Annotated in this window: 14 protein-coding genes; 10 read left to right on the top strand and 4 right to left on the bottom strand. The window is 62.6% G+C overall.

From position 1 onward, the window contains the following. Positions 1–169 precede the first annotated feature (169 nt). From NTU39_RS23115 to NTU39_RS23105, 3 genes are all read right to left on the bottom strand, one after another. Positions 170–1,828 carry an MFS transporter gene (locus NTU39_RS23115; protein ID WP_150666630.1) on the bottom strand — a complete coding sequence of 553 codons (1,659 nt, stop codon included), beginning with the start codon at positions 1,826–1,828 and terminating at the stop codon, positions 170–172. Positions 1,829–1,999: 171 nt separating this feature from the next. Then, complete coding sequence (locus NTU39_RS23110) at positions 2,000–3,613, bottom strand: sensor histidine kinase (RefSeq protein WP_150666629.1); 1,614 nt, start codon at positions 3,611–3,613, stop codon at positions 2,000–2,002. Positions 3,614–3,626: 13 nt separating this feature from the next. Further along, positions 3,627–4,316, bottom strand: coding sequence for a response regulator transcription factor (locus NTU39_RS23105; protein ID WP_039393077.1), 690 nt, complete (start codon positions 4,314–4,316; stop codon positions 3,627–3,629). Positions 4,317–4,518: 202 nt separating this feature from the next. Between NTU39_RS23105 and recA the strand changes: the two genes are divergently transcribed. From recA to NTU39_RS23065, 8 genes are all read left to right on the top strand, one after another. Beyond that, the gene (recA, locus tag NTU39_RS23100) at positions 4,519–5,583 is read left to right on the top strand and encodes a recombinase RecA (protein ID WP_039393076.1); all 1,065 of its coding nucleotides are present in this window, start codon (positions 4,519–4,521) and stop codon (positions 5,581–5,583) included. Between the two features lie 104 nt (positions 5,584–5,687). Beyond that, positions 5,688–6,233 (top strand): recombination regulator RecX, encoded by a 546-nt coding sequence (gene recX / locus NTU39_RS23095; RefSeq protein ID WP_150666628.1) that lies wholly within the window; start codon positions 5,688–5,690, stop codon positions 6,231–6,233. Between the two features lie 309 nt (positions 6,234–6,542). Beyond that, the gene (locus NTU39_RS23090; RefSeq protein ID WP_150666627.1) at positions 6,543–7,223 is read left to right on the top strand and encodes a DUF2889 domain-containing protein; all 681 of its coding nucleotides are present in this window, start codon (positions 6,543–6,545) and stop codon (positions 7,221–7,223) included. Then, positions 7,220–8,386 (top strand): ADP-forming succinate--CoA ligase subunit beta, encoded by a 1,167-nt coding sequence (sucC, locus tag NTU39_RS23085; RefSeq protein WP_150666626.1) that lies wholly within the window; start codon positions 7,220–7,222, stop codon positions 8,384–8,386. Before NTU39_RS23090 ends, sucC begins: the two co-directional genes overlap by 4 nt. Positions 8,387–8,471: 85 nt before the next feature. Beyond that, entirely contained in the window at positions 8,472–9,353 is an 882-nt protein-coding gene (sucD, locus tag NTU39_RS23080; protein ID WP_039393073.1) for a succinate--CoA ligase subunit alpha, read from the top strand. A gap of 162 nt (positions 9,354–9,515) precedes the next feature. Beyond that, positions 9,516–10,244 carry a TerC family protein gene (locus NTU39_RS23075; RefSeq protein WP_150666625.1) on the top strand — a complete coding sequence of 243 codons (729 nt, stop codon included), beginning with the start codon at positions 9,516–9,518 and terminating at the stop codon, positions 10,242–10,244. A gap of 193 nt (positions 10,245–10,437) precedes the next feature. Continuing rightward, a complete protein-coding gene (locus NTU39_RS23070; RefSeq protein WP_174985174.1) occupies positions 10,438–10,959 on the top strand; it encodes a pilin in 522 nt (173 codons plus the stop codon). 105 nt (positions 10,960–11,064) lie between these two features. After that, a complete protein-coding gene (locus NTU39_RS23065) occupies positions 11,065–12,861 on the top strand; it encodes an O-antigen ligase family protein (protein WP_257958666.1) in 1,797 nt (598 codons plus the stop codon). 162 nt (positions 12,862–13,023) lie between these two features. Here the strand turns inward: NTU39_RS23065 and thiD are convergent, their stop codons facing one another. Further along, positions 13,024–13,860 carry a bifunctional hydroxymethylpyrimidine kinase/phosphomethylpyrimidine kinase gene (thiD, locus tag NTU39_RS23060; RefSeq protein WP_257958665.1) on the bottom strand — a complete coding sequence of 279 codons (837 nt, stop codon included), beginning with the start codon at positions 13,858–13,860 and terminating at the stop codon, positions 13,024–13,026. Positions 13,861–14,073: 213 nt separating this feature from the next. Here thiD and NTU39_RS23055 point away from each other — a divergent pair, with 213 nt between their 5' ends. After that, complete coding sequence (locus NTU39_RS23055; protein ID WP_006400971.1) at positions 14,074–14,244, top strand: rubredoxin; 171 nt, start codon at positions 14,074–14,076, stop codon at positions 14,242–14,244. Between the two features lie 24 nt (positions 14,245–14,268). Continuing rightward, positions 14,269–15,711 carry a hypothetical protein gene (locus NTU39_RS23050; RefSeq protein ID WP_150666621.1) on the top strand — a complete coding sequence of 481 codons (1,443 nt, stop codon included), beginning with the start codon at positions 14,269–14,271 and terminating at the stop codon, positions 15,709–15,711. Positions 15,712–15,831 lie beyond the last annotated feature (120 nt).

The following is a 15,831-nucleotide window of genomic DNA, read 5'->3' as shown; positions in this document are numbered from 1 at the left end:
AGCCTGTCAACAGGTATTTTGCGAAAGCTATGAAAATAGTTCGGGCGGCCTTCGTGGGCGGTGCTTCGCCTCCGGCACCCGCCATCCTACAAATGACAACGCCGGGACTCGAAAGCCCCGGCGTTGCTAAGACAGATCTACCTTCTTACCCGTCCGACGGGTTACCCCATCAGTCGTTGGCGTAGATGTCGACGTCCTTCGTCTCCTTGATGAAGAGCATGCCGATCACGAAGGTGATGAGTGCGATCACGATCGGGTACCAGAGGCCGGAGTAGATGTCGCCCTTTGCGGCCACGATGGCGAAGGCCGTGGCCGGGAGGAAGCCCCCGAACCAGCCGTTACCGATGTGATACGGCAGCGACATCGACGTGTAGCGAATGCGCGTCGGGAACATTTCCACCAGCATCGCTGCAATCGGGCCGTACACCATCGTCACGAAGATCACCAGAATCGCCAGCAGGATCACGACCATCGGCTTGTTCATCTGCGCCGGGTCAGCCTTCGGCGGATAACCGTCAGCCTTGAGCGTGGCCGACATATCCGTCTCGAACGCCTTGGTCTTGTCCTTCGCGTCCGCTGCCTTGCCATCGACCGACGAGATCACTTTGTCGCCAATCTTCACCGTCGCCAGCGTGCCTGCCGGAGCCGCTTCGTTCTGATAGTTCAGACCGGCGCGCGACAGGTAGCTCTTCGCGATATCGCACGAGCTGGTGAACTTCGACGTGCCTACCGGGTTGAACTGGAACGAGCACTCGTTCGGATCGGCGATGACCGTGATCGGCGAACGGGCCGTGGCCGCTTCGAGCGCCGGGTTGGCGTAGTGCGTGAGCGCCTTGAAGATAGGGAAGTACAGCAGCGCGGCCAGCAGGCAGCCCGCCATGATGATCGGCTTGCGACCGATCTTGTCCGACAGCGCGCCGAAGAACACGAAGAACGGGCTGCCGATCAACAGACCCAGCGCGACCATGATGTTCGCGGTGTTGCCGTCGACCTTAAGCACCTGTGTCATGAAGAACAGCGAGTAGAACTGGCCCGTGTACCACACGACTGCCTGACCGGCGGTCAAACCGACCAGCGCCAGAATCACGATCTTCAGGTTCTTCCACTGACCGAACGATTCCTTGAGCGGTGCCTTCGATCCCTTACCCTCGGCCTTCATGCGCTGGAATGCCGGCGATTCGCTCAGTTGCATACGAATCCACAGCGACACGAGCAGCAGCACGATCGACAGGATGAACGGAATGCGCCAGCCCCAGTCGCCGAACGCCTCTTCACCCATCACCATGCGGGTGCCGAGAATCACGAGCAGCGAGAGGAAGAGACCCAGCGTTGCGGTCGTCTGAATCCACGACGTGTAGAAGCCGCGACGGCCATGCGGCGCGTGCTCGGCAACGTACGTGGCAGCACCGCCGTATTCGCCGCCGAGGGCCAGACCCTGCAGCAGACGCATGGCGATGAAGATCACCGGCGCGGCGATGCCCCAGGACGCATAGCCCGGCAACAGACCGACGACCAGCGTCGACAGACCCATCAGCGTGATGGTGACGAGGAACGTGTATTTACGACCGACGAGGTCACCGATGCGACCGAACACGATGGCGCCGAACGGACGCACCGCGAAGCCCGCAGCAAACGACAGCAGTGTGAAGATGAAGGCCGCCGTCGGGTTGATCCCGGAGAAGAAGTGCCGGCTGATGAATGCGGCCAGCGAACCGGCCAGATAAAAGTCGTACCACTCGAACACCGTGCCCAGCGATGAAGCGAAGATGACCTTGCGTTCTTCTTTGGTCATCGGCGCATGGGTGGTGGCTGCCGTTGTCGTAGCCATGCGGTTGTCTCCTGTAATGTAAGCACGCCCCTGGGACGCACCCGGGCCGCTGCAAATGATTATTGGAGGACAACCTTACCGCCGTCTGACGCCAAACTGACTCGAACCTTACGTGGCTAGGGACTTACCCTCGACTTTGGTCGAAAATTGGCCGTATTTAGCGGATTTACGTCACGCATGAGGGTTTTCGATAGGCACCTCGGCGAGCGGTAACGTCACCCGAATGAGTGTGCCGGTTGCTTCGGGATGCTGTGCATCGACATGATCGAGCACGCTCACATCGCCACGATGAATCTGCACGATCTCGCGCACGATCGCGAGACCCAGTCCGCTGCCGTCGCTGTCGCTGCCGAGAATGCGATAAAAGCGCTCGAACACGCGCGGACGCTCCGACGCAGGAATGCCCGGCCCGGTATCTTCGACTTCAAGATGCACGAAGCCGTCGGACGCCTCATGACGCAGCCTCACCGTCACCTTGCCGCCGGCCGGCGTGTAGCGGATCGCGTTGTCGATGAGGTTGTTGAGCAACTCGCGCAACATCACCGGCTGTCCGGACAGATGCACCGGAAACGGTGGCTCTTCGAAGCCGAGGTCGATGCGTTTGGCGAAGGCGGCCTGAAACCAGTCCTGCATGGCGCTGCGTGCAAGCAGACTGAGGTTGAGCGGCGTGAAGGCGGCGGCGTCGTTGGCGCTGTTCTCGGCGCGCGCGAGTGCTAACAACTGGTTGACGAGACGCGCGGCCTGTTCGGAGCTCATCGCGATTTGCGAAAGCGAGCGGCGCAGTTCGTCGGGAGACGTCTGACGTAAGGCCAGTTCAGCTTGCATGCGAAGGCCTGCGAGCGGTGTCTTGAGCTGATGTGCAGCGTCTGCAATGAAGCGTTGCTGAAGTTTCATGTTCTGCTCAAGGCGTCCAAGCAGATCGTTCAGCGAATTGACGAGGGGCGCGATTTCCGGCGGTGCTTGTCGCGCTTCAAGTGGCGAGAGATCGTCGGGACGGCGCGCGCGAATGTGCTCCTGCAACGCATGCAGCGGCGCGAGACCGCGCGACAGACCGAACCAGACGAGCACGATGGCCAGCGGCAGAATCACGAACTGCGGCAGGATCACGCCCTTGATGATTTCGTTGGCCAACTGGCTGCGCTTATCGAGCGTCTCCGCGACCTGAACGAGTGCCATGCTGCCCGGCGGCTGCATGCGCGGCAGATCGACATAAGTGAATGCCACGCGAATGTCGTTGCCACCCACGGTTTCGTCGCGAAACTGGACCACCCCGGGTTGCGGACGGTCGTCTTCATGAGGCAGCGGCAGCTCTGCCGTGCCGCCCACGAGTTCGCCCTTCGCGCCGAGCACCTGATAGTAGATGTTGTCGGTCGCGTCGGCGCGCAGCAGATCGCGCGCGGGCATGGGCAGCGTGAGCGTGACCTGGCCGCGATCCGAGTGAACCTGCTGAGCGAGTACGTAAGTATTGGTCTCCAGCGCGCGGTCGAACGGGCCGTTGGCAATCGATTTTGCGACGAGATACGTCACCGCAATGCTCATCGGCCAGAGCAGCAGCAACGGCGCGAGCATCCAGTCGAGGATCTCGCCGAAGAGCGAGCGCGGCGGCGGCTCGGCCTCACGCTCCAGTGGCGCGCCGAAGCCCGGACGTACAAAAGGATCGGCGTAAGGGTCGAAGGGATCGGCGGCGTCCGCAGGTGGGTGGCGCAGGTCGTCCGGATCGGCGTGGGACGCGGTGTCCGACGACGCAGGCGCGGCGCGATGGGGGTGGCGAAAGCTCAGACGCATCGGACGAGCCCGATCATGCCGCGTTGGCGGGGGCCGCTGCCGGCTTCTCCAGACAATATCCCAGCCCGCGGATCGTGGCGATGCGTACACCGCTGGGCTCGATCTTCTTGCGCAGCCGGTGCATGTACACCTCGATGGCGTTGTTGCTGACCTCTTCGCCCCATCCGCAAAGATGGTCGACGAGCTGTTCCTTGGAGACGAGCCGTCCGGTGCGCAGCAGCAGCACTTCGAGCAATTCGAGTTCGCGCGCGGACAGATCGAGCATCTGCTCGTTGATATAAGCGGTGCGACCGACCTGATCGAAGCTCAGCGGCCCGTGGCGGATCACCGTCGAGCCGCCGCCTGCGCCGCGCCGGGTGAGCGCCCGCACGCGCGCTTCGAGTTCGGCGAGGGCGAACGGCTTGGCCATATAGTCGTCGGCGCCGAGATCGAGGCCCTTCACGCGGGCGTCGACGCTGTCGGACGCGGTCAGGATCAGAACGGGCAGGTGGGAATTGCGGGCGCGCAGACGGCGCAAGACTTCGTGACCGGGAAGACGGGGCAGACCAAGGTCGAGAATCAGCAGGTCGAACGTCTGGGCGGACAGCGCGGAATCGGCTTCGAGCCCCGTTTTGACGTGATCGACGGCGTAGCCCCCCTGACGCAGCGAGCGGGTCAGGGCGTCGGCCAGAATGCTGTCATCCTCTGCGATGAGAATTCGCATGGGCGTGATAGGCTTGTGTAGGCACCAATGCCTGACGGCACGGGTGTGTCTCCTGTGATGTTGCGGCGCGTGGTTCGCGGCTTTTTTTGTCGTTTCGGCGCTTTCGGACAACAGGCACTTGCAAAGGGCACTGGTTTTTTATACAGTACCGGCAGTCACGCCTCACTCGAGCCGTCTCGCTCATCATATCAAAGGACGATTCATGGAAGAAAGCAAGAAAGGGTCTGCCAATCTGTCGGCCGAGAAAGGCAAGGCGCTCGCCGCCGCCCTCGCGCAGATCGAGAAGCAATTCGGCAAGGGCTCGATCATGCGTCTTGGCGACGGCGAGGTCGAAGCGGACATCCAGGTCGTCTCCACGGGCTCGCTGGGTCTGGACATCGCACTGGGCGTCGGTGGCCTGCCGCGCGGTCGTGTGATCGAAATCTACGGCCCGGAATCGTCGGGTAAGACCACGCTCACGTTGCAAGTCGTGGCGGAAATGCAGAAGATCGGTGGCACCTGCGCGTTTATCGACGCAGAACACGCCCTCGATGTCGGTTACGCCAACAAGCTGGGCGTCTCGGTGCCGGAACTGCTGATCTCGCAGCCGGACACGGGCGAGCAGGCGCTGGAAATCGCCGATGCGCTGGTGCGCTCGGGCTCGATCGACCTCATCATCATCGACTCGGTTGCGGCACTCGTGCCGAAGGCCGAAATCGAAGGCGAGATGGGCGATTCGCTGCCGGGTCTTCAGGCACGTCTGATGTCGCAGGCGCTGCGTAAGCTGACCGGCACGATCAAGCGCACGAACTGCACGGTGATCTTCATCAACCAGATTCGTATGAAGATCGGCGTCATGTTCGGTAACCCGGAAACGACGACGGGCGGTAACGCACTGAAGTTCTACTCGTCGGTGCGTCTGGACATCCGCCGTATCGGTTCGATCAAGAAGGGCGACGAGGTGGTCGGTAACGAAACCCGCGTCAAGGTCGTCAAGAACAAGGTGTCGCCGCCGTTCCGCGAAGCGATTTTCGACATCCTCTACGGTCAGGGTATCTCGCGCGAAGGCGAAATCATCGATCTGGGCGTCAACGCGAAGATCGTCGAGAAGGCCGGCGCCTGGTACAGCTACAACGGCGAGAAGATCGGTCAGGGCAAGGACAACGCGCGTGAATTCCTGCGCGAAAATCCGGAAATCGCCCACGAGATCGAGAACAAGGTACGTGCATCGCTGGGTGTGACGGCGATCAATGAAACCGGCGAGATCGAAGAAGACGACGAGGCCTGATCGTTTGATTGGCGCCTGAGTTGTTGGAACGGCAGCGCGAAGCCCTACGGCGTCGCGCTGCCGTTTTGCATTCTTGCTGCGCATAGCAGCGCTACGATGAGCTCATGATCAATCGACGTCCTCCCCGTGATCCGAATGCGCCGCCGCCCCCGCCGGGCGACGAGGCCGTCGCGGTCAAGCGATCTCGCAAACCGACGCTGAGTCTGAAAGGGCGCGCGCTGTCCTATCTGGCACGTCGCGAATACAGTCGAGCGGAGTTGCGTCGCAAGCTCACGCCTTACGCGGATGCCGAGGATCCCGAAGCACTCGATCGCGTGCTCGACGCGCTTGAGCAGGAGCGATGGCTGTCGAACGAACGATTCGCGGAAAGCGTGGTGAATCGGCGCGCCTCGCGCATGGGCACGACGCGCATCGTCGGTGAGCTCAAGCAGCATCAGGTCGATGCGGAAACCGTCGCTGCGATCTCCGAGCAGTTGCGGGAGACCGAACTCGCGCGCGCCCGGGCCGTCTGGCAAAAGAAGTTCGGCGAAATCGCTACAACGCCCGAAGCGCGTGCCAAGCAGATGCGCTTTCTGGCGGCGCGCGGTTTTTCGCGTACCGTTATCAGCAAAATCGTGCGGGGCGCGGACGAGTTTCTGGACGACGTCTGACACCGATGCCATCGCTTTCGTTATGGATGCGTGCGCATTCATCGACGAAGCGTTCATCGCGTCCGGCTTCACGCAACCCGCGCGAATGCTCGCGTGACACGTCGATGAATCTCGCGTGACGCGTGGTTCCTCGCTTATCGCGTTATGGCGTCGCACCATGCGCGCCCGTCACTCGGAATTTTGATAACCCGACCGATGGGTCGGGTAATTCAGCCTTATGCGGCGGGCTTCTGCTGCGCTGCGGCAGACGGCGCTGTCGCCTATGCTAGAATCAAGGTCTTTCTGCGTTCATGCATTGCACACTTCCGCATGCCGCTCTCCGCGCCTGCCCCTCGTACCTTGCGTCACCGTCGCACGATCGCTGTTGAAGCGTATTCGCGCGAGGATGGCCTATGGGACATCGAAGCCCGACTCACCGATCACAAGGATCGGGATTTTGCATTGGCGACGGGCCTTCGCAAGGAGGGCACGCCGATCCACGAGCTATGGCTGCGGTTGACGATCGACGAAGATTTCGAAGTGCATGACGCCGAGGCCGTCTCCGACTGGGTGCCTTATCCCGGTATTTGCGATCAGATCGGCCCCGAATATCGTCAATTGATCGGTCTTAACCTGCGGCACGGCTTCCGTCGCGGGGTTCGCGAGCGCCTTGGCGGCGCGGCGGGCTGTACCCATCTCACAGAACTTTGCAGTGTCCTGCCGACGGCAGCGATTCAGGCGTTTGCCGGCGTGGTGATTCATACCCCCGACACGGCGGCGGCCAACGATGCCGAGAATTCGGCACCTCCTTTCCAACTCGGACATTGTCACGCCCTGCGGTTTGATGGCGAGGCGGTGCGCCGGTTTTACCCGCGCTGGTTCAACGGCCGCGCAAACGATCGAGCGAACGAGCCCACGACGCCCGTCACATCAGAAGCGGTGCGCGATGCGGCCTCGACTCGCAAGCTCGAACCCAAACTTCCAACTCAGCAAGAAGGGAATCACGCATGAAGATTCATGAGTATCAAGGCAAGGAAATCCTCCGGAAATTCGGAGTCGCGGTGCCCCGCGGCATTCCGGCGTTTTCCGTGGACGAGGCCGTGAAGGCAGCCGAAGAACTCGGCGGTCCGGTTTGGGTGGTCAAGGCCCAGATTCACGCAGGCGGTCGCGGTAAGGGCGGCGGCGTGAAGGTTGCCAAGACGATCGAGCAAGTGCGTGAATACGCCAGCCAGATCCTCGGCATGCAACTGGTCACGCACCAGACCGGTCCGGAAGGTCAGAAGGTCAATCGCCTGCTGATCGAAGAAGGCGCCGACATCAACAACGAACTGTACGTCAGCCTGGTGGTTGACCGCGTCACGCAGAAGATCGTGATGATGGGTTCGAGCGAAGGCGGCATGGACATCGAAGAAGTCGCCGAAAAGCACCCGGAACTGATCCACCACGTTGTGATCGATCCGTCGGTTGGCCTGACGAACGAACAAGCCGACGACTTCGCCAAGAAGATCAGCGTGCCGGAAGGCTCGGTGCCGCAAGCGCGCACGATCCTGCAAGGTCTGTACAAGGCCTTCTGGGAAACGGACGCTTCGCTGGCCGAAATCAACCCGCTGAACGTGAGCAAGAACGGCACGGTCACGGCACTGGACGCCAAGTTCAACTTCGACTCGAACGCCCTGTATCGTCATCCGGAAATCGTCGCTTACCGCGATCTGGACGAAGAAGATCCGGCTGAAGTCGAAGCCTCGAAGTTCGATCTGGCCTACATTTCGCTCGACGGCAACATCGGCTGCCTGGTGAACGGCGCCGGTCTGGCCATGGCCACGATGGACACCATCAAGCTGTTCGGCGGCGAGCCGGCCAACTTCCTGGACGTGGGCGGTGGCGCCACGGCAGAGAAGGTGACCGAAGCGTTCAAGATCATGCTGAAGAACCCGAACCTGACGGCCATTCTGGTCAACATCTTCGGTGGCATCATGCGTTGCGACGTGATCGCCGAAGGCGTGATCACGGCGTCGAAGGCTGTGTCGCTCAAGGTGCCGCTCGTCGTGCGCATGAAGGGCACGAACGAAGACCTGGGCAAGAAGATGCTCGCCGAATCCGGTCTGCCGATCATCTCCGCGGACAGCATGGAAGAAGCTGCCCAGAAGGTTGTCGCGGCTGCCGCAGGCAAGTAACCAGAACAGTCGAAGCCATTGCGGCGTGCCGCTCCCGAAAGGCTGAGCGCACACCGTCAGGCAACAGGACGAAGGAAATCAAGCAATGTCGATTCTGATCAACAAAGATACCAAGGTCATCACCCAAGGTATTACTGGCAAGACCGGCCAGTTCCACACCCGTATGTGCCGCGAATACGCGAACGGCAAGAACGCGTTCGTCGCTGGCGTGAACCCGAAGAAGGCCGGCGAAGACTTCGAAGGCATTCCGATCTACGGTTCGGTGAAGGACGCCAAGGAACAGACCGGCGCAACCGTGTCGGTGATCTACGTGCCGCCCGCAGGCGCTGCCGCTGCCATCTGGGAAGCCGTCGAAGCCGACCTGGATCTGGCGATCTGCATCACGGAAGGCATTCCGGTCCGTGACATGATCGAAGTGAAGGACCGTATGCGTCGCGAAGGTCGCAAGACCCTGCTGCTCGGACCGAACTGCCCGGGCGTGATCACGCCGGACGAACTGAAGATCGGCATCATGCCGGGTCACATCCACAAGAAGGGTCGCATCGGCGTGGTCTCGCGCTCGGGCACCCTGACGTACGAAGCCGTGGGCCAGCTGACCGCTCTGGGTCTGGGCCAGTCGAGCGCCGTCGGTATCGGTGGCGACCCGATCAACGGTCTGAAGCACATCGACGTCATGCAAATGTTCAACGACGATCCGGAAACGGACGCCGTGATCATGATCGGTGAAATCGGTGGTCCGGACGAAGCCGCTGCCGCCGAGTGGATCAAGGGCAACATGAAGAAGCCGGTCGTCGGCTTCATCGCAGGCGTTACGGCGCCCCCGGGCAAGCGCATGGGCCACGCCGGCGCGCTGATCTCGGGCGGTGCCGATACGGCCGAAGCCAAGCTGGCCATCATGGATGCCTGCGGCATCAAGGTGACCCGCAACCCGTCGGAAATGGGCCGCCTGCTCAAGGCAGCGCTGTAATTCCCGCCGGACGACCCAGTCGTTGCAGCCGCCGGAACCGGTGGCTGCGCGTCGGGTCTTGAAAGAGGGAGCCCGGAACATCGGGCTCCCTCTTTTGTCTTTATGCCGAGATTGGCATCATCCGTCTGACTGGTTTCAAACGTTCCCCGAGGATTTCCGCGCATGCTTGCGTTTTTTGCCGAGCTGAACTGGGCCGCTGTGCTGCAGATCATCATGATCGACATCCTGCTGGGTGGCGACAACGCTGTGGTGATCGCGCTCGCCTGTCGCAATCTGCCGGCCAAGCAACGCCTGCAAGGCATTGTCTGGGGCACGATCGGGGCAATCGTCCTGCGTGTGATTCTGATTGCGTTTGCCGTGACGCTGCTCGCCGTGCCGTATCTGAAGGCCATTGGCGGGTTGTTGCTGCTCTGGATCGGTACCAAGCTGCTGGTGCCCGACCATGATGCGCACGACAGCGTCAAACCTGCCGACAAGCTGTGGACGGCAGTCAAAACCATCATCGTGGCCGATCTGGTGATGAGCATCGATAACGTGATCGCCATTGCCGGGGCCGCAGAAGGTGCGGCCGAGCATCATCAATTGCCGCTGGTGATCTTCGGTCTGCTGGTGAGCATTCCGCTCATCGTCTGGGGCTCGCAACTGGTGCTCAAGGCGCTCGATCGCTTCCCGGTCATCGTGATGGCTGGGGCGGCGTTGCTCGGATGGATCGCTGGCGGTCTGATCGTCTCGGACCCGGGCGTCGGTCATCTGCTGCACCTGCCGGGTGATGCGGCGAAATACACGCATTACGTGGCGGCGGCCATCGGTGCGCTGTTCGTCCTGATCGTAGGGCTGGTCCTCAAGCGACGCAGCGAGGCACGTCAGATGCGTGCAACCTCTTCGAAATAATCGGGTCCATTGCCGGGACTGAGGGTCTCGCCGGATGAATCGTCCGGCTTCGCATCGGACGATTCCGGGGACCCTTAAGGCACGCGCCGATTTTGATCTGCGGCAGGGCATTCGCGTAAGGGGCTATGTCATACTCCGCCCACTTCCCCCCGATGTCCCTTTTGTTTTCATTGCTTTTGCAGGGAGTTACACAATGCGTCGTTTCGGCCACCGGACTACCGGTCTCGCCAAATCCCGGGGTTTCACCCTGATCGAACTGATGATCGTGCTGGCGATCATCGGCGTACTGGTTACGGCAGGGGTTCCGTATCTGCAGAATTATCTCGTGCGCGCACGTGTCGTCGAAGGGTTGGGCGCTGCAGCGTCGGCCAAGGCGCTCGTGAGCGAGAACGCCATGCACGGCGCGCCGTTCAACAGCGGCTGGCAAGCGCCGAGCCCGACGGACAACGTGAGCGGCGTGAGCATCGATTCCGTGAGCGGCAACGTCACGGTGGCTTACACGCAGCGCGCGGGTGACGGTGCGATCGTACTCGTGCCGACGAGCGCTGGCGCATCGGGCTCGCCGGCCGCGCTGTCCGTCGGCAAGGCACCGGAGGGACAGATCGTCTGGACGTGCTACGCACAGGGCCGTGAAGGCGCGCCGGGTGGCGCGACGTTGCCTGGCAAGCTGGCACCGCCCGAGTGCCGTGGCGAAACGGCGGCCAAGTCGAGCTAAGGACCGCGTCATCACGCGCGTCAGGCATGAAATGGCCGCCCTCGGGTGGCCATTTTTTCGTTATGCTTGCGCATCTTCCAACCGGTGCATTGCACGGCGGCGATCTTGTTTCCTCCTCTGCTTCTTTCGATGATCGGGCTTACGCTGGCCCTGATCTGGGCGCTGCCCTACAACCTCGTCAAACACACGTATCCGATCTCGACGTTCTATTCGGAAGCGCTGACCTTTTGTCTTTTCGCACTGCTCGGCGCGTTGTCGATGGTGGCGGTCTGGCAGCGTGACGGACGTGCGCTGCGCATGCCGCGCGTTACGTGGATGCCCCTGGCGTTTATCGCCGTCGTCCTGGTGCAGCGCGCCACGATGCCGACCGAGTTGCCGCAGTTGATGATGACGGCATTGCTGTACGGGGTCGCGATGATCGTCGCGGTCAACAGCGGGTACTGGCTGGCACAGTTGGGGTGGCGCGGTGTCCTTATGCGCTGGAGCGCGGTGGCCCTCACGCTGGGTGGGTTGTATGCCGTGGGCGCTCAGGTCGTGCAGGCGTTTCATCTGGAAGCGAATGTGCCGTGGCTCGTAGCGAAGTACACGGTCACCGCGGCACGCCGTCTGTTCGGCAACATGTATCAGCCGAATCATCTGGCGACCTATCTGTCGATGGCGAGCGCCGGGGCGTTCTATCTTTGGTATCAGCGAAAGTTGCCCGCCTGGACGTTGCTGCTCGTCCTGGCGATATTCGACATCGGCATCTGTCTGACGGGCTCGCGTGCGCCCTGGCTGCAACTGGCGTTGTTGTGTGCATTCGGGCTGTGGCTCGTTTGGGTAGAGCGCGTGGAAGAGACGCGCAATATGCGCCGCTCGATGCGCTGGTTTGTGCCCGCTGCCATCCTGCCAGTGCTGGGCCTGATGACGATGGCCGTCGGCTGGGCGAATGTGAACTGGGGGCTGCAACTCGACGGGAGCGCCGTGGCGCGCATGCAGCAGGCGGGGCAGGTGGCCGGTCGATTGAATCTGTGGGAGTACGGACTGGCGATCTTCCGCGAGCACTGGTTCTTCGGTGCGGGCTGGTCGAATTACATCGACGCGCAGTTCGCGCTTGTCGACAAGCTCGGACCGGTCGAAATGGCAGACAACGCGCATAACGTCTTGCTCGATCTGCTGGCGAAGACGGGCATCGTCGGCACGCTGGCGGTGTTGCTGCCGCTCGCGTTCTGGTTTGCGCGTGCGGTGCGCAGCCTGAAGTCGGCCCCGATTGCGTTTGCGTTCATCCTGCTCGGCATGCTCGCAATGCACGCGATGTTGGAGTATCCGCAGCACTATGCATTCTTCCTGCTGCCCGGATTGTTCCTGCTCGGATTCTGCGAGACGAAGCCGATCGATAGCGTGTCGCCGACGGCGACCGGGGCCATCAATGGCGTGATTGTTCTGTTCGCATGCGTGGCGATTCCGTGGCTGTATCACGACTATCAGCGCGTCGAGGTGGCGTATCGCGCAGGCAAGATCGAAACGTATCGCACCGATCCCGCACTGTTCTTCGCGCCCTATGGCGACTACGCCGTGACCGGCGCGTTGTATCTCAGTCGCGATCAGCTCGACGAGAAGCTGGCCGCCCATCGCGAAGCGCTGGCGCTCGGTGCCGGGCCGACGATGATCAAGCGCTACATCGTGTTGCTGGCGCTGGCCGGGCGCGACGACGAGGCGCTGCAAGACATCCAGCGGCTGAAGAACTACAACATGCTGATCTTCGAGGGACAGTACGCCTCGCTGGTGCGCATGTTGCGCGCGCAGGGCGACGACCTGAAGCCGTTCGTCAAACGTGTCATCGACGCATGGGGGCGTCCGAAGGGCGAGTCCGATCAGGACGCGATGGTGGTGCCGACCGATGGGGCGAGCCGTTCGTCTTAAACCGTCGTCGTTCGTCGCCACGGACTGTGGCGACGCGCCCCGCAACCCCGACACAAACGAAAAAACGCCCGCAGCGATTGCGGGCGTTTTTCATCCGGACACAGGTTCGTCAGGCGAGCCTGGCGCGACGTCCGACGTCTGCCGAACTGAGCCTAAGCTGACTTAAGCCTGCGTGCCGCTATCGTCCTGCTCGGTTTCCTCCGTGCGCGCCCAGAAGAAGCGATCGGGGAAGTGACGGCCCATGCCGGGGCGGAAAGCATTCTCGAGCACCTGTTGCAGATACTCCTGCGCTTCGCGCACGGCCTCGGGCACGGCAAGCCCGTTGGCGAGCATGGCGGTGACGGCGGCGGCGAGCGTGTCGATCGCGCCCGCGACGTTGTGGGCCGGACGGTCCCAGGCGTCTTCACGGACGATACCGCCATCGCTGTAGAGCGTATGCGTGAACTGCGGGGCGTTGCCGTCGCTGATCAGCACGAACTCGCACCCGTTTTCCAGCAGGATCGAGACGGCTTCGTCGAGGGCCAGATTTTCGTTCTCGGTGATCGTCTGAGCCAACGCAACAGCGGTCTGTGGACTCACGACCAGCACACTTGCCTGCGGCACGAGCAGGCTGGCGGTGGCTTCTCGCAATTCGTCGGTCGAGAGCAGATGCTCGCCCGCCAGCCCGAAGTCCGGCGCGACGACGAGGGGAGTCTCGTCATAATCGGCCACGATTTCGGCAATGGCGGCGACGTTATCGGCATTCACCGCGCTGCCGACCTTGAAGGCGGCGACCGGCATGTCTTCGAGCAACATGCGGGCCTGATCGCCGATCCAGTCGGGATCGATGGGTTGCACGTCGTCGCACGAACGCGAGTCCTGTGAGGAGTAGCCGGTGAGCACCGACACGCCGTAGCCGCCCATGCTGGCGAAGGTGAGCAGGTCGGCCTGCACGCCGGTGGCCGAAGTGGGGTCGGAAAGCCCGAAGGTCAGGAGAATGGGTGGGGATTCAGTGTGCATGGAGGCAGGATAGACGGCGATCTGGTCAGGCTTTGGGTTCGTTGGTACCATCACGCCTTAAATGCCCGTTTCGGAGCGCTCGAAAGCGCCGTGGGCAGCGCCCGCCGGACATTGCACCGGCAGGGTTCCCACAAGACCGTCCGGCATCTCTGCCGACGGGACCCGAAGCGGTTGACAAGCCATTGTAACGGAACGCTCGTCGCTGAAGAAAGAATGGAATACAAGAGCTGGATGTGCCTCATTTGCGGCTGGATTTACGACGAAGAGGCAGGATTGCCCGACGAGGGCATTGCGCCCGGTACGCGCTGGGAAGACGTGCCGATCAACTGGACCTGCCCGGAGTGCGGCGCTCGTAAGGAAGACTTCGAGATGGTGCAGATCTGAGGCCGCACGGCCAGGAGATGGCCCATGGTGATGTCTGATTCGTCCGGATCGTCAGAATCGTCCGAAGTGCCGCAATCGTCTTCCGATTCCGTCGCCCCTGTTGCAGCGAACGCCGCGCGTGAGACGCGTGACGTTCCGTTGTGGCGTCTGCCTGAAGTCGCGGAAGCGCTGACCGAAGCGTCCGATGCCTGGTCCAACGGCCCGGCAGCGGCGCTCGGCCCGTTAAGACGTGCGAACCGGTTGCTTCAGTCGAGCGGTCACGCCGACTGGGCATTGCATGGCGAGCGTCTCGTGAAGGCGATTGCCGAAGCCGCCTATGGCGAGCCGGGCAGTCAAGACACGCAACGCAATGCGCTGCGACAGTTCGAGCGCGATATCTGGCAGGCGGGGGCTGCGACGCCACCCGCTGCGTCGGCGTCGTCGACATCTTCTGCGTCTTCTGCATCCCCGAGTCCCGACAGTTGGCCTGGCGCACCCACGCCGGGTGAGCTTCGTATGGCGGGATGGGCGATAGCTCAGCCTCGTCTGCATGGATTGCCCGCGGGCACGGCCCCGCTGCGCGCAGACGTCGAGCGTGTGCTCCTGCGTTTGCTGCGCCCGGATGCCGACACCCTCGATACCACGGCGGCGCTGGGGCAACTCGCGGATCTCGCTGCTGATCTGCACCGAGCCGGGGCGACCGCACCGCTCGACTACTGGCGTCTCGCGGCAGCCTGGCTTCGCTTTGCCCGTGCGCCGCTCTCGCTGGCGGACAAGCGGCAGATCGGCCGTATGAACATGGCGCTGCGCAAGCAACTGACGCGTCCGGCCGAACCGGCCGAGGGCGGTATAGCCGACCCTTCGGTGGCACCGACGTCGGTAGCAGGCGCATCCAAAACGACATCGGAATTCGTCCCCGGACACGATCTGCTCGAAGCGCTGGCGACCTGGCATGCCCAGGCGCCGGATAGTTGGCTCGGCACGCTGCTGGCCGATTTCGGCGTATTGCGCCGTCCCGGCCATCTGCCCGAGCCGTTGGCCGACGCGGCGCAGGCTGGCCAGAAGCAGGGGGCGGGCGCGAGTTCGCGTGACTGGCTGCGCATCGGACCGCTCGCGATTCGGCAAGACGTCTGCCAGACGTTCCTGAGTCTGGCGGATGAAGCGCTCCCGAATCTGAACGATCCTGCGGTGGCCGCGCAAGTGGCACAGTATTCTGCGGCCATCGGGCTTGCCCCGGTGGCGCGACTGGCGGCCGCAGTGGCCGCCACGGGCGAACGGCTGGCGGCGTCGCCCCCGGCCGAACCGGGTGGTCCGGCGGCGTTGGCCATGACGGTCAAGGCGCTGCGCGGCATGCTGCATCAGTTCGCGGCGGACACCTATCCCGAGTCGCGTCCCGATCTGATCGCCGAGATGGCCCTGTGGCGCGAGCGTGCGCTTGACGCCAGCGTGTTCGGACAGCGGCTAGTCACCGGGCGTGACGTTCCGTGATACAGTCGGCCCAAAGGCTGCCGTTGGCGGCCGATGGCCGTATCACGATGCGGAAAAAGTTCGTCCGCTGACCGGTCGCGGCGAGTGACGCAGGGTGCCTGAGGGGCGTCGACGTCATCG

This window comes from Pandoraea commovens (assembly GCF_024704525.1).
Classification (GTDB): domain Bacteria; phylum Pseudomonadota; class Gammaproteobacteria; order Burkholderiales; family Burkholderiaceae; genus Pandoraea; species Pandoraea commovens.
Note: the sequence above shows the minus strand (reverse complement) of the source record. Positions and strands in the feature narration are given on the sequence as shown.

What these genes read in the sequence shown, in the direction of transcription:
- NTU39_RS23115 (WP_150666630.1), bottom strand. Translation starts at nt 1,828, where the DNA reads ATGGCTACGACAACGGCAGCCACCACCCATGCGCCGATGACCAAAGAA.
- NTU39_RS23110 (WP_150666629.1), bottom strand. Translation starts at nt 3,613, where the DNA reads ATGCGTCTGAGCTTTCGCCACCCCCATCGCGCCGCGCCTGCGTCGTCG.
- NTU39_RS23105 (WP_039393077.1), bottom strand. Translation starts at nt 4,316, where the DNA reads ATGCGAATTCTCATCGCAGAGGATGACAGCATTCTGGCCGACGCCCTG.
- recA (WP_039393076.1), top strand. Translation starts at nt 4,519, where the DNA reads ATGGAAGAAAGCAAGAAAGGGTCTGCCAATCTGTCGGCCGAGAAAGGC.
- recX (WP_150666628.1), top strand. Translation starts at nt 5,688, where the DNA reads ATGATCAATCGACGTCCTCCCCGTGATCCGAATGCGCCGCCGCCCCCG.
- NTU39_RS23090 (WP_150666627.1), top strand. Translation starts at nt 6,543, where the DNA reads ATGCCGCTCTCCGCGCCTGCCCCTCGTACCTTGCGTCACCGTCGCACG.
- sucC (WP_150666626.1), top strand. Translation starts at nt 7,220, where the DNA reads ATGAAGATTCATGAGTATCAAGGCAAGGAAATCCTCCGGAAATTCGGA.
- sucD (WP_039393073.1), top strand. Translation starts at nt 8,472, where the DNA reads ATGTCGATTCTGATCAACAAAGATACCAAGGTCATCACCCAAGGTATT.
- NTU39_RS23075 (WP_150666625.1), top strand. Translation starts at nt 9,516, where the DNA reads ATGCTTGCGTTTTTTGCCGAGCTGAACTGGGCCGCTGTGCTGCAGATC.
- NTU39_RS23070 (WP_174985174.1), top strand. Translation starts at nt 10,438, where the DNA reads ATGCGTCGTTTCGGCCACCGGACTACCGGTCTCGCCAAATCCCGGGGT.
- thiD (WP_257958665.1), bottom strand. Translation starts at nt 13,860, where the DNA reads ATGCACACTGAATCCCCACCCATTCTCCTGACCTTCGGGCTTTCCGAC.
- NTU39_RS23055 (WP_006400971.1), top strand. Translation starts at nt 14,074, where the DNA reads ATGGAATACAAGAGCTGGATGTGCCTCATTTGCGGCTGGATTTACGAC.
- NTU39_RS23050 (WP_150666621.1), top strand. Translation starts at nt 14,269, where the DNA reads ATGGTGATGTCTGATTCGTCCGGATCGTCAGAATCGTCCGAAGTGCCG.